This is a genomic window from Pseudomonas sp. W2Oct36 (assembly GCF_041060465.1).
Lineage (GTDB): Bacteria > Pseudomonadota > Gammaproteobacteria > Pseudomonadales > Pseudomonadaceae > Aquipseudomonas > Aquipseudomonas graminis_B.
Genome location: NZ_JAUERW010000018.1, coordinates 78,568 through 92,167 on the forward strand (window position 1 = coordinate 78,568; position 13,600 = coordinate 92,167).

General features: G+C 62.1%; 7 protein-coding genes and 2 tRNA genes. 5 read left to right on the top strand and 4 right to left on the bottom strand.

The features are described 5' to 3' along the window. The first annotated feature begins 29 nt into the window (after nucleotides 1-29). Together QWI18_RS20690 and QWI18_RS20695 are read left to right on the top strand one after the other, a co-directional pair. A complete protein-coding gene (locus tag QWI18_RS20690; RefSeq protein ID WP_369319722.1) occupies nucleotides 30-1,172 on the top strand; it encodes a TDT family transporter in 1,143 nt (380 codons plus the stop codon). Nucleotides 1,173-1,314: 142 nt separating this feature from the next. Next, nucleotides 1,315-3,186, top strand: a complete 1,872-nt coding sequence (locus tag QWI18_RS20695; protein WP_369319723.1) for an MFS transporter — start codon at nucleotides 1,315-1,317, stop codon at nucleotides 3,184-3,186. Between the two features lie 71 nt (nucleotides 3,187-3,257). On the opposite strand, the gene QWI18_RS20700 is transcribed toward QWI18_RS20695, so the two are convergent. Continuing rightward, complete coding sequence (locus tag QWI18_RS20700) at nucleotides 3,258-4,220, bottom strand: bile acid:sodium symporter family protein (RefSeq protein WP_172611129.1); 963 nt, start codon at nucleotides 4,218-4,220, stop codon at nucleotides 3,258-3,260. 81 nt (nucleotides 4,221-4,301) lie between these two features. Next, entirely contained in the window at nucleotides 4,302-5,222 is a 921-nt protein-coding gene (rdgC, locus tag QWI18_RS20705; RefSeq protein ID WP_065986824.1) for a recombination-associated protein RdgC, read from the bottom strand. A gap of 159 nt (nucleotides 5,223-5,381) precedes the next feature. Between rdgC and QWI18_RS20710 the strand changes: the two genes are divergently transcribed. Both QWI18_RS20710 and QWI18_RS20715 read left to right on the top strand, forming a co-directional pair. Beyond that, nucleotides 5,382-5,457 (top strand) — tRNA-Val (locus QWI18_RS20710). 19 nt (nucleotides 5,458-5,476) lie between these two features. Beyond that, a tRNA-Asp gene (locus QWI18_RS20715) sits at nucleotides 5,477-5,553 on the top strand. A gap of 664 nt (nucleotides 5,554-6,217) precedes the next feature. Here the strand turns inward: QWI18_RS20715 and nirD are convergent. Continuing rightward, on the bottom strand, nucleotides 6,218-6,598 hold the full coding sequence (gene nirD, locus QWI18_RS20720; RefSeq protein ID WP_296307017.1) for a nitrite reductase small subunit NirD: 381 nt from the start codon (nucleotides 6,596-6,598) through the stop codon (nucleotides 6,218-6,220). After that, complete coding sequence (gene nirB / locus QWI18_RS20725) at nucleotides 6,595-9,156, bottom strand: nitrite reductase large subunit NirB (RefSeq protein WP_369319724.1); 2,562 nt, start codon at nucleotides 9,154-9,156, stop codon at nucleotides 6,595-6,597. Before nirB ends, nirD begins: the two co-directional genes overlap by 4 nt. Before the next feature lie 593 nt (nucleotides 9,157-9,749). Here nirB and QWI18_RS20730 point away from each other — a divergent pair. After that, nucleotides 9,750-13,556, top strand: coding sequence for a molybdopterin-dependent oxidoreductase (locus QWI18_RS20730; RefSeq protein ID WP_369319725.1), 3,807 nt, complete (start codon nucleotides 9,750-9,752; stop codon nucleotides 13,554-13,556). Nucleotides 13,557-13,600 lie beyond the last annotated feature (44 nt).

Below are 13,600 nucleotides of genomic sequence, written 5' to 3' on the forward strand. Positions count from 1 at the left end.
GCCACCTCACACGAGGACAGGAGCCCGCCATGACCCACGCCATGTTCATCCCGCAAAGACCCTTCAGCCAACTGAGTCACCCTCGGGAAGTCATCCGCCAATTCACCCCCAACTGGTTCGCCGCGACCATGGGCACTGGCATTCTCTCGGCGGTGCTGGTGCAGCTTCCGGTGACGATCCCCGGCCTGTTCCAGCTGGCGGAAGTCTTGTGGATGCTGAACATCGTCCTGTTCCTGACCTTCAGTGCGCTCTATATCGCCCGCTGGGTGATGTTTTTCGACGAGGCGCGGCGGGTGTTCGGGCATTCCACGGTGTCGATGTTTTTCGGCACGATTCCCATGGGCCTGGCGACCCTTATTAACGGGTTGCTCACCTTCGGCCTGCCGCATTGGGGCGATGCCGTGCTGCCGTTCGCCGAGCTGTTGTGGTGGCTGGACGTGGCGATGTCCCTGGCCTGCGGCGTGCTCATCCCGTTTTTGATGTTCACTCGCCAGGAACACCGTATCGATCAGATGACCGCCGTCTGGCTTCTGCCCCTTGTCGCCTGCGAAGTGGCGGCGGTGAGTGGCGGGCTGCTGGCGCCGCATCTGGCCGACAGTCACAGCCAATTCAGCGTGCTCATCACCAGCTACGTGCTGTGGGCGATGTCGGTGCCGGTGGCGTTCAGCGTCCTGACCATCCTGTTGCTGCGCATGGCCCTGCACAAATTGCCCCACGAAAGCATGGCCGCGTCGAGCTGGCTGGCCCTCGGGCCGATCAGCACCGGTGCATTCGGTTTGATCGTGCTGGGCGCCGATTCGCCGCTGATCTTCGACGCCAACGGCTTGCCCGGCGTCGGCGAAATCGCCTCGGGCCTTGGCCTGATTGGTGGCGTGATTTTATGGGGTGTCGGCGTGTGGTGGTGCCTGATGGCGCTGCTGATCACCGCCCGTTATCTGCGCAACGGCATCCCGTTCAACCTGGGCTGGTGGGGGTTTACCTTTCCGCTGGGTGTGTTCGCGCTGACCACCCTCAAACTGGGCGCTGTACTTCATCTGGGGTTCTTTTCAGCCCTCGGCAGCGTGCTCGTCGCTGCATTGGCAGCCCTGTGGCTGATGATCATGAAGCGCACCCTGAGCGGCGCCTATAACGGCAAGCTGTTCGTCTCGCCGTGCATCGCTGCCTCACGGTAAATAGCGCTCGCGCGCTCTAACGGGCTATCCGTTGGAGCGCATGCTCGACTTTGCCGCCGGTGTCGTCTTCAATGTGGCCCGGAACTGCCGTTCGGCGTTCCCATCCGTAAGCCGGCACCGGCGCCACTCAGGACCAGGGAAGATGAGTCAGTCGCAGTTCAGTTTGTTGGGTAAGCGGCGCTTTCTGCCGTTTTTCGTGACCCAGTCCCTCGGGGCGTTCAACGACAATATCTTCAAGCAGTCGCTGATCCTCGCCATTCTCTACAAGCTGAGCATCGACGGCGACCGCTCCATCTACGTCAACCTCTGTGCCTTGCTGTTCATCCTGCCGTTCTTCTTGTTCTCGGCGCTGGCCGGGCAGTTTGGCGAGAAATACCCCAAGGACAAACTGATCCGCATGATCAAGGTCCTGGAGATCGTGATCATGGTGGTGGGGGCCACCGGTTTTCTCTTCAATCACCTGTCGCTTATGCTGGCGGCACTGTTCGCCATGGGCACCCACTCGGCGCTGTTCGGGCCGGTGAAGTACTCGATTCTGCCGCAGCACCTGCATGAAAACGAACTGGTGGGCGGCAACGGCCTAGTGGAAATGGGCACGTTTCTGGCGATTCTGGCCGGCACCATCGGCGCCGGGGTCATGATGTCGGCGACCCATTACGCGCCCATCGTGGCGGCAGCGATGGTCTCGGTGGCCTGCCTGGGTTATCTCGCCAGCCGGGGCATTCCGCCCGCAGCCGCCGCTTCGCCGGACATGCGCCTGAACTGGAACATCTTCAGCGAATCCTGGGCCACCCTGAAACTCGGCCTGGGGCAGACCAAAGCGGTGTCGCGCTCCATCGTCGGCAACTCGTGGTTCTGGTTCGTCGGCGCGATTTATCTGACGCAGATCCCGGCCTACGCCAAGGACTTTCTGTACGGCGATGAAACCGTCGTCACCCTGATTCTGACCGTATTCTCCATCGGCATCGCCGCAGGTTCCATGCTCTGCGAGCGACTGTCCGGGCGCAAAGTGGAGATCGGCCTTGTGCCGTTCGGCTCCATGGGCCTCACCGTGTTCGGCCTGCTGTTGTGGTGGCATTCCGGTGATTTCCCGCAGAACGTGCAGGCCAACAACTGGCTGGCGATTCTGGGTTACGGGCAGGCGTGGTGGGTGTTGCTGGACATCTTGGGCATCGGCGTCTTCGGCGGGTTTTACATCGTGCCGCTGTACGCGCTGATCCAGTCAAGGACGCCGGAGAAGGAACGCTCGCGGGTCATTGCGTCCAACAACATCCTCAACGCGCTGTTCATGGTGGTCTCGGCGATCGTTTCGATCATCCTGCTGAGCGTGGCGAAACTGTCGATTCCGCAGCTGTTCCTCGTCGTGTCGCTGATGAACATCGCGGTCAACGCCTACATCTTCAAAATCGTGCCCGAGTTCACCATGCGCTTCATGATCTGGCTGCTCAGCCACTCCATGTACCGCGTGGAGCATCGCGACCTCGACCTGATTCCGGATGAGGGCGCGGCATTGCTGGTCTGCAACCATGTCTCGTTCGTCGACGCGCTGTTGATCGCCGGCTCGGTGCGCCGGCCGATCCGCTTCGTCATGTACTACAAGATCTTCAATCTGCCGGTGCTGAATTTCGTGTTCCGCACGGCGGGCGCGATCCCGATTGCCGGCATCAAGGAGGACAAGGCGGTGTTCGACACAGCGTTCGAACGCATCGCCCATTACCTCAAGGAAGGCGAGCTGGTGTGCATCTTCCCGGAAGGCAAGCTGACCACCGACGGCGAGATCGACACCTTCAAAAGCGGTATGACCCGGGTCTTGCAGGAGACCGACGTGCCGGTGATTCCAATGGCTTTGCAGGGGTTGTGGGGCAGCTTCTTCAGCCGCGACCCAAACAAGGGCGTATTCCGCCGGCTGTGGTCGCGCGTGACGTTGGTGGCGGGGCCAGCGTTGACGGGTGAGCAATCGCAGCCGGCGCTGGTGCGTGAGCGGGTGGCGGAATTGCGGGGTGGGGTGCGGTAGCCGGAAGCCGGATGTTCCGGGCTGTCCGAATAGGTGTGGGAGACTGCAGGTTGAGCCAGCTCCCCGGCTGATTAACCCACCACTGGCTTCTCTTCCGCAACCACCGCATCCGGGGTCATCTTGCGGAAGTACGTCGAAAGCAACGCACCGGAAATGTTGTGCCAGACGCTGAACAGCGCGCTTGGCACCGCCGCCAGTGGCGAAAAGTGCGCGGCGGCCAGCGCGGCACCGAGGCCTGAGTTCTGCATGCCGACTTCCAGAGACAGCGATTTGCGCTGGGCCAGCGGCAGCTTGAACAGCTTGCCGGTGAAGTAGCCCAGCAAAAAGCCGAAGCTGTTGTGCAGGATCACCACGGCCATGATCAGCAGTCCCGATTCGGCAATCTTCGCCTGACTCGCTGCCACCACCGCGCAGACGATCATCACGATACTCACCACCGACACCAGCGGCAGCACGTCGACGGCAAAGCTCACCTTGGCGCCCAGCAGGCGTTGAGCGATGACGCCCAGCACGATCGGCAGCATCACCAATTGCAGGATCGACCAGAACATCTCCATGAAGGACACCGGGAGCCACGCCGAGGCCAGCAGCCAGATCAGCGCCGGGGTCAGCAGCGGGGCGAGGAGGGTGGTGACGGCGGCGATGGCCACCGACAGCGCCAGGTCACCTTTCGCCAGCCAGGTCATGACGTTGGACGATGTGCCGCTCGGGCAGCAGCCGACCAGAATCACGCCTACGGCGATTTCCGGTGGCAGGTGAAACAGCTGGCAAAGCAGCCAGGCCACGCCGGGCATGATCACGAAATGCGCGACCACCCCCAGAGCCACGCGCCAGGGGTGGCGCACGACTTCAGAAAAATCATCGAGCTTGAGGGTCAGGCCCATGCCGAACATCACCAGCCCCAACAACGGCACGATGTACGACTTGAGGCCAATGAACCAGGACGGGAACAGGAACGCCAGCACGGCAAACAGCAGCACCCAGTACGCGAAGGTATTACCGACAAAACGACTCAACGCAGCCAGGGCGCGCATGGCCTGCTCCTTTCTTATGGGTATGAAGGTGATGCAGACGCTATGGAGCCAGCAAGCCGGCCCCTGCGTCAGTGGGCGAAATCAGATCCCCTGGGGAATCTCTTCGCCGCCCAGTGCTTCCATCAATTGCGGCAGGAACTCACCGAACGTCAGCATCATCAAGGTGAAGCTGGCGTCCTGCTGACCCAGCGCATCGTCGCCGCCGTTCTGCTCGGCTTCATCCTGCAGCAGGTCTTCGAACTTCAGGCGTTTGATACCGAGCTTGTCATCCAGCACGAACGACAGCTTGTCCTGCCACGCCAGCGACAGCTGAGTGACGACCTTGCCGGTGCTCAGGTGCAGCTGGATTTCGTCGCTGGTCAGGTCCTGACGCTTGCACTTCACAACGCCGCCGTCTTCGTGGGTGTCGCGCAGTTCGCATTCGTCCAGCACGAAGAAGTGCTCGGCGGTCTCGCCAGTCTTGACCCACTCGGTCATGACAGCGGTTGGCGCTGTTTTGACGGTCACGGGGCGGACGGGCAACGAGCCGACCACTTCACGCAGGGTCGACAGCAGGTCTTCGGCGCGCTTCGGGCTGGAAGCGTTGACCAGAATCACGCCCTGCTTGGGGGCGATGGCGGCGAAAGTGGCCGAGCGACGGATAAAGGCGCGGGGCAGAAAGGCCTGGATGATTTCATCCTTGAGCTGATCGCGTTCCTTCTTGTAGACCTTGCGCATCTGCTCGGTCTCGATCTCTTCGACTTTCTCTTTCAATGCATCGTTGACCACGCTGCCGGGCAGGATGCGTTCTTCCTTGCGCGCCGAGATCAGCATGAAATCACCGCTGACGTGCACCAGTGGCGCGTCTTCGCCCTTGCCGAACGGGGCGATGAAACCGTAAGTGGTCAACTCCTGGCTGGCACAGGCACGTGCAGGCTTGGTCGCCAACGCGGTTTCCAGCGCCTCGGCGTCAAATGGCAGGTCCTGGGTCAGGCGATAGACAAGCAGGTTTTTGAACCACATGGGGTACATCTCTCCTTTATACAAAGGGGGGCATTATTCGCTGCTGCGACCCTGCGGCCAACCCTGATGTAAGCCTTTGGAAGGATTATAAAATTTATTTCAAAAAGTGCTTGCCAGCTTTTTGATCGCTCCGTAGAATGCGCGCCACACCGAAGCGAAGGGTGATTAGCTCAGCTGGGAGAGCGTCTGCCTTACAAGCAGAATGTCGGCGGTTCGATCCCGTCATCACCCACCATTCGTTTCAAGTGTTACGCGCAGCGGTAGTTCAGTCGGTTAGAATACCGGCCTGTCACGCCGGGGGTCGCGGGTTCGAGTCCCGTCCGCTGCGCCATATTGAGTTACGAGGCCCTTGAACTCCTCGTAACGACAAAGAGAGCGACCCTAAGGTCGCTTTTTTTGTGCCTGCGATTTGGTGGGCGCGGCTGATCTGAGGTGACCAGTGTCCACACTGGCCTCTTCCCGGCTAAAGCCGGTCCTACGAAAAGCAGCGCGTGCATCCAGTGCAACGATTCATAGCCCGCAAGCCTGATGGTGCTCACACCGGCCTCTTCCTGCTGAAGCCGGTCCCACTAAAAGCAGCGCGTAGTTCCGTAGGACCGGCTTCAGCCGGGAAGCCTTTGATCTGCTTTTTAGCTCTGTCTTTGATCTTCAAACGCAAAAAGTCCAGACACCGCCAATCGCGACTTGGGTGCAGGCTGAACGCAGGTCTCGCGCAGTGGGCCGAGCGGCATGGATGCCGCGAGAGCGCCGTCAGGACATGGATGTCCGTTCGGCGCGGGCCCACGGAGCGAGACCGGAGTGAGGGAACCCCGACGGAGGAGGGGCCCAACCAGGAGCAGGTACCCTTGGTTACTTGGGGATGGTGCGACTTTCGACTTTTCCAAGTAACTCGCCGAAGGCGAAATGTCTGCCGTTAGGCAGACGCTCTTGACCTTCTCTCAGCCGCACCGCGCACTCGGGGACAGATTAATTTACGGTGAAGCGCTGTAAATAAATCAGTCCCCTAGACCCACCTCCACCACATCCCCCACCAGCCGAACCGGCCAGGTCCGCAGCCGTAGCGCTGCGTCTTCAAGGCACGTGCCATCCACCAGCCGGTAACGCTGCTTATATAGAGGCGAAGCGATCACAAGGTCCCCGCCCAAACTGCCGACCAACCCCCGACCCATCACATTCACCCCCGTCACCGGATCGCGATTGTCCACCGCAAACAACTGCGGCGCGCCGCCAATCGAGGCCACAAAAAACAGCGCCACCTGCGCATTGCCCACCAGCGCCACCACCCCGGAATTCAGCACCAGATCCTCGCGCGCACACACCGCGCGCCACACCTGAGCTTTTGGCATCTCCCTCACAGCCGCATTGGCCTGGCTCATCGTGAAACCTCCACAGCAGCAATCAGATTCAACTCTTCAGCGCGAGCGGGACGACGCTGGCTGCGCTCCTTGACGAAATGAATGTCCGGGTCAGCGCCCTTGTCATTGACGAACGTGCGGAAACGCTTGAGTTTCTCCGGGCTCTTCAGCGCATTCGCCCACTCGCATTCATAACGGTCGACCACCAACTGCATCTGCGCCTCCAGTTCAGCGGCCAGCCCCAGGCTGTCATCGATCACCACGGCCTTCAGAAAATCCAGCCCGCCTTCAATGGACTCGCGCCAGACCGACGTTCTCTGCAACTTGTCAGCGGTGCGGATGTAAAACATCAGCACGCGGTCGATGTAGCGAATCAGCGTCTCGTCGTCCAGATCGGTGGCGAACAGCTCGGCGTGGCGCGGGCGCATGCCGCCATTGCCGCACACGTACAGATTCCAGCCGTTCTCCGTGGCGATCACGCCGATGTCCTTGCTCTGGGCTTCGGCGCATTCGCGGGTGCAGCCGGACACTGCGAACTTCAGCTTGTGCGGCGAGCGCAGGCCTTTGTAGCGGTCCTCGATAGTCAACGCCATTTGCACACTGTCCTGCACGCCGTAACGGCACCAGGTGCTGCCGACGCAGGACTTCACCGTCCGTGTGGATTTGCCGTAGGCATGTCCGGTCTCGAACCCGGCGGCGATCAGCTCGGCCCAGATGTCCGGCAGCTCATGCAGTTGCGCGCCGAACAGGTCGATGCGCTGGCCGCCGGTGATCTTGGTGTACAGGTCGTATTTCTTCGCGACCGCGCCAATGGCGATCAAGCCGTCGGCAGTGATTTCGCCCGCCGGGATGCGCGGCACCACTGAGTACGTGCCGTTCTTCTGCATGTTGGCCATGAACGTGTCGTTGGTGTCCTGCAGCGGCACCAGCGACGGGTCCATGATCGGCCGATTCCAGCACGAGGCGAGGATCGAGCCGACGGTGGGCTTGCAGATGTCGCAACCCAGATGGCCTTTGCCGTGGCGGGCCAGCATCTCGTCGAAGCTTTCAATGTTTTCCACGCGGGCGAAGGCGTACAGCTCCTGACGCGTGAAGGGGAAGTGCTCGCACAGGCTTTTATCGACGGTGACGCCGCGGGCGATCAGCTCGTGCTCGAACACGCTCTTCAGCAGCGCTGCACAACCGCCGCAACCGGTGGCGGCCTTTGTGCAGGCCTTGAGCCCGGCGAGGTCCGTGCAGCCGCCGTCGATGGCCGAGCAGATCGAGGCCTTGCTGACGTTGTGGCACGAGCAAATGGTTGCCGTGGCGGGCAGGGCATCGGCGCCAAGGGTCGGCGCGCCGTCGCTGTGGGGGAGGATCAGGCTAGACGGATCGGCCGGCAGCTTGATGCCGTTCTGCACGTATTGCAGCAAGGTGTCGTAATAGCTGTTGTCACCCACCAGCACGGCGCCGAGCACCTTTTTGCCATCGGCGGACACCACCAGGCGGCGATAACTGCCGGTGGCCTCGTCGATAAACCGGTAGCTGCGCGCGCCCGTCAACGCGCCGTGGGCATCGCCGATGGAGCCAACGTCGACGCCCAGCAGTTTGAGTTTGGTCGACATGTCGGCGCCGAAGAATGGCTCGGCGGTCAGGTCGCACAATTGCGCGGCGACGTTGCGCGCCATTTGATAACCCGGCGCGACGAGGCCGAAAACGCTGCCGTTCCAGGCGGCGCACTCACCGATGGCGAAAATGTCGGCGTCGCTGGTGCGGCAATGTTCGTCGATGGCGATGCCGCCGCGCGGGCCCAGCGCCAGTTCACACTGGCGGGCGAGGGCGTCCTGGGGGCGTATGCCGGCAGAGAAGACGATCAGATCGGTTTCGAGGAATTCATCGCCGGCGAAATTCATCCGGTAGAGGTATTCCTCCCCCGCGCTGATGGATTGCGTCGCGCGGGACAGGTGCACGCCCACGCCCAGCGCTTCGATGCGCGCCTTCAGGGCGGCGCCGCCGTGGTCATCCAGCTGCACCGGCATCAGGCGCGGCGCGAATTCCACCACGTGGGCTTCCAGGCCCAGGGACTTCAGCGCGTTGGCCGCTTCCAGTCCCAACAGCCCCCCGCCAACCACCACGCCGCGTTTCGCCTGGCTGGCGGCGGCGCGGATGGTGTCGAGGTCGTCCAGGGTGCGGTAGACCAGCCGAGAATGGCCTTCAGCGCCTTCGATGGGCGGCACGAAAGGATACGAACCCGTCGCCAGCACCAGCTTGTCGTACCCGAAGCTGCCTTTGGCGGTGATCACTTCGCGCCGCGCCCGGTCGATTTCCAGCACCGGCACACCCAGGTGCAGCGCAAGCCCGGTCTGCTCATATAAAGAAGCAGCGCTCATCGCCAGTGACTCGGCGTCGCGACCGCCAAAGTATTCGGACAGATGCACGCGGTCGTAGGCGCGCTGGCCTTCCTCACCGAACACATGAATGCGATAGCGCTCGAGGGCGCCGGCGGCGATCAGTTGCTCGACGCAGTGGTGACCCACCATGCCGTTGCCGATGACGATCAGGGTTTGGACGTCGTTGAGTGGGGCGACTGTGGTGTTCATATCGAGTCCCGGCCAAGGCCAATCAGGTTTTTCGAAAGCAAAAAAAAGGCGCCCGGAACCTCTCGGTTCCAGGCGCCTTTGCCTGTTCTTTTAGGGGTTGCCGCGCGACCACAGTGTCGACGCCAACCTGGTGAGCCCGACGCCGCGAACGGCTGGCGGTCCGCGTTGACCGGCCAGGGCTGCCAACCGCGTGTTCAGGCTGGACTTGATAAGAGACTTAGCAATGGCTGTGCCAGTGGGAATATCGACCCGCCCGCCCCGTTTCTTTCCGGCCAGATGCGCAGGTTTGACGGGCCAGAAGCGTGATCGTTATTCGATCTCGTCGCCCTCCATAGCGAACGGTTCCGGCTCGAAAAGGGTGCGATTTACACTGGTGCGCCCCACGGTGAAGCTCAACGCCCATTGATCGTGTGGGCAACTTTCGCTGAAACCGCCCGCTGCACGTTCTACGGCCAGGCTGGCCTGCTGTTTGCAATATCCTGTTCACAGGCAATCAACGCCGATTGCCATATTCACGACAAAGGCGCCGTGTGCTCTCCGTTTTTTCAACGGATGAGAACAGGGCGTCTTTTTTTGCTTTCAGGAAACGGAATATGGCGAGCAGCAGCGTAAAGAGCGTGTGTCCTTATTGTGGTGTCGGCTGCGGCATCGTCATGCAGGTCGAGGACAACCGGGTCATCAAGGTCGTTGGCGACAAGACGCACCCGAGCAATTTCGGCCGACTGTGTACCAAAGGCACCACCTGCGGCCAGGCGATTGCCGAGTCGGGGCGGATGGAGTCCGCCTACATCCGCCATCAGCGCAGCCACGAGCCAGTGCGCGCGGAAATGGACGCCGCCATCAGCGAAACCGCCCGGCGCTTGCGTGGGATTCTGGATCGCGATGGCCCCGGTGCACTGGCGTTTTACGTCTCGGGGCAGATGTCTCTGGAGGCGCAGTACTTGGCCAACAAGCTCGCCAAGGGCTTCGTGCGCACGGCCAATATCGAATCCAACTCGCGGCTGTGCATGGCCAGCGCGGGCAGCGGCTACAAGCTCTCGTTGGGCGCGGACGGCCCGCCCGGGTCCTACGATGACTTCGACAAGGCCGGCCTGTTTTTTGTGATCGGCGCCAATATGGCCGACTGTCACCCCATCCTGTTCCTGCGCATGATGGACCGGGTCAAGGCCGGGGCGAAGCTGATCGTCGTCGACCCCCGGCGCAGCGCCACCGCCGACAAGGCCGGCTTGTTCCTGCAAATCAAACCGGGCACCGACCTCGCGCTGCTCAATGGGCTGTTGCACTTGCTGGTGAAGAACGGCGACACCGATGCCGACTTCATTGCCTCGTTCACCCAGAGCTGGGACGTCATGCCCGACTTCCTCGCCGCGTACACGCCCGCGCATGTCGCGCAGACCACCGGCCTGGCGGAAGCCGACATTCGTCAGGCTGCGTGGATGATTGGCACGGCACCCGAGTGGATGAGTTGCTGGACCATGGGCCTGAACCAGAGCACCCACGGCACCTGGAACACCAATGCGCTGTGCAACCTGCACCTGGCGACCGGGGCGATTTGTCGGCCCGGCAGCGGTCCGTTTTCCCTGACCGGCCAACCGAATGCCATGGGCGGAAGGGAAATGGGCTACATGGGCCCGGGACTTCCCGGACAGCGCTCGGTGTTGGTAGACGCCGACCGCCGCTTCATCGAAGACATCTGGCGCATCCCGGAGGGCAGCATCCCGCACATGCCCGGCGGCGGCACCATCGACCTGTTCGAGCAGATGCGCGAGGGCGTGATCAAGGCCTGCTGGATCATCTGCACCAACCCGGTCGCCAGCGTTGCCAACCGCACCACGGTCATCGACGCCCTGAAGACCGCCGAACTGGTCATCACCCAGGACGCCTTCCTCGACACCGAGACCAATCGCTACGCCGACATCTTGTTGCCGGGCGCGCTCTGGGCTGAGGCGGAAGGGGTGATGATCAATTCCGAACGCAATCTAAACCTGACACAGAAAGCCGTCGATGCACCGGGCCAGGCGTTGCCGGACTGGCAGATCATCGCCAGGGTGGCCTGTGAAATGGGCTTCGCTGATGCTTTCAGTTATGCCTGCGCCGAAGAGGTGTTCGAGGAAATCAAACAGGCGTGGAACCCCGCCACGGGCTACGACATTCGCGGCGCCAGCTATGGGCGGCTGCGGGATCAACCGGTGCAGTGGCCGTGCGCGCCCGATGACGAGCGCGTGCGCAATCCGATTCGCTACCTCAGCGAGATCAACGCGCGGCCCGTCGAGCGGGGCATACCAGCACGCCCGGCGATTGTCTTTCCCACCGCAAACGGCAAGGCGGTATTTTTCCCACGCCCGCACATGCCTGCAGCTGAACTGCCCAACGACGCATTTCCCATGGTGCTCAATACCGGTCGCCTGCAACACCAGTGGCACACCATGACCAAGACCGGGAAAGTCCCGACACTGAACGCGCTAAATGCCCGTCCGTTCGTCGAGCTGCACCCCGACGATGCCCTTGCACTGGGCATCCGCGAAGGCGATGGCGTGGAAATCCGTTCGGTACGAGGCCTGGCGGTGTTGCCTGCGGTGATCAGCGACCGCGTGCTGCCGGGCAACTGCTTCGCGCCCTTTCACTGGAATGACGTGTATGGCGAAAAGCTGGCGATCAACGCCGTGACCAACGACGCCGTCGACCCAATCTCCCGCCAGCCCGAATTCAAGTGTTGTGCGGTCGCCTTGCGCAAGGTCGAACTGATCGGACATCGCTTCCTTGATTTGCCCCAAGCTGAGACCGAGACGCAGACAGCACCTGACCAGGCGCCGCTGTTGACGCTGCTCTGGGCATCACAAACCGGCAATGCCGAAGCGTTGGCCCGGCAGTTCGCCGACCGGTTGAAGACTGCCGGCGTGCCCGTTCACGTGGCGGCGATGGACAGTCTCCCCTGCGAGCGTCTGGACCAACTGCAGAACGTCGCACTGATCAGCAGCACCTTCGGCGACGGCGAATCACCCGATAATGGGCAACGGTTCTGGCAGTCACTGGCTGCCCGGCAAGAACGTCTGGAATCGCTGCGCTACGCCGTGCTGGCGCTGGGCGATTCGAGTTACGACCGCTTTTGCCAACACGGCAAGAACCTCGACCAGCGCCTGCAGCACTTGGGCGCTTCGTCACTGCTCCCCAGAATCGATTGCGACGGCGAATACCAGGCCCACGCAGACAACTGGTTCACCGGGTTGCAGCAGGCGCTGTCGCTGAATCTTCCTACCCCTTCAATCACCGACAACGCCCCAGCTTTTGGGAATCAGCCTTCACGGACACAGCCCCATCACGCCAAGGTGTCGCTCAACCGGCGACTGAATGCGGAGGGCGCCGCCAAGGACACGCGGCAACTGGCATTGACCCTTGAAGGTTCGGGAATGACCTATGAAGCCGGCGACGCGTTGGGGGTGTGGCCGCGCAATTGCCCTGAACTGGTGAACGAGTGGCTCGAGCTTACGGGTCTGAACGCCGAGCAACCGGTGCGTGGCGTGAAGGCTGGCGACGTGCCGCTGTGTCAGGCGCTGGCCGAGCAGTTCGAGATTGCGCGACCTGGCGCAGACACTTTGGCGTTCATCGCCGAGCGTAACGGCAGCAACGATCTGAAAACCCTGCTGACCGAACCCTTCAAAAGCGAGCTTAAGGACTGGCTGTGGGGCCGGCAGTTGGCCGACGTATTGCGCGAGTTTCCCATCGCCTGCTCTGCGCAGGAATGGCTCGACCACCTCAAGCCGCTGCAACCGCGGCTTTATTCCATCGCGTCGAGCGCCAAAGCGCATCCCGATGAAGTTCACCTGACGGTTTCCGCGGTGCGCTATGGATCGCGCAAAGGCGTGTCGTCGACCTTTCTGGCGGATCGTGCGGGCGAGTGCGAGGTGCCGATTTTCCTGCAGCCCACGCGGCATTTTCGCCCGCCGGTCGATGGCAATGTGCCGATGATCATGATCGGTCCGGGCACCGGTGTGGCGCCGTTCAGAGCGTTTTTACAAGAGCGGCGCGCCCGGGGCGATAGGGGCCGGAACTGGCTGTTCTTTGGCGAGCAGCATCAGGCCACCGACTTTTATTACCGCGACGAGCTTCAAGGCATGCAGCAGGACGGCCTGCTCACTCGGCTGAGCCTGGCGTTTTCCCGGGATCAGGCAGAGAAAATCTACGTTCAACAGCGCATACAGGAACAGGGCGCCGAACTCTGGCGCTGGCTGGAGGAGGGCGCGCACCTGTACATCTGCGGCGATGCTTCGCGGATGGCGCGGGATGTCGATCAGGCGCTGCGTCGTGTGATCAGCGAACAGGGCGGCGTCAGCCTGGAAAAGGCGGCCGAACAGCTGCGCTGTCTGACCGAGCAGAAGCGCTATGTGCGCGACGTGTATTAGCGCCGTTCTCTCCCCCCGTGGCTGTCCCCTGAACCCCAACTGAA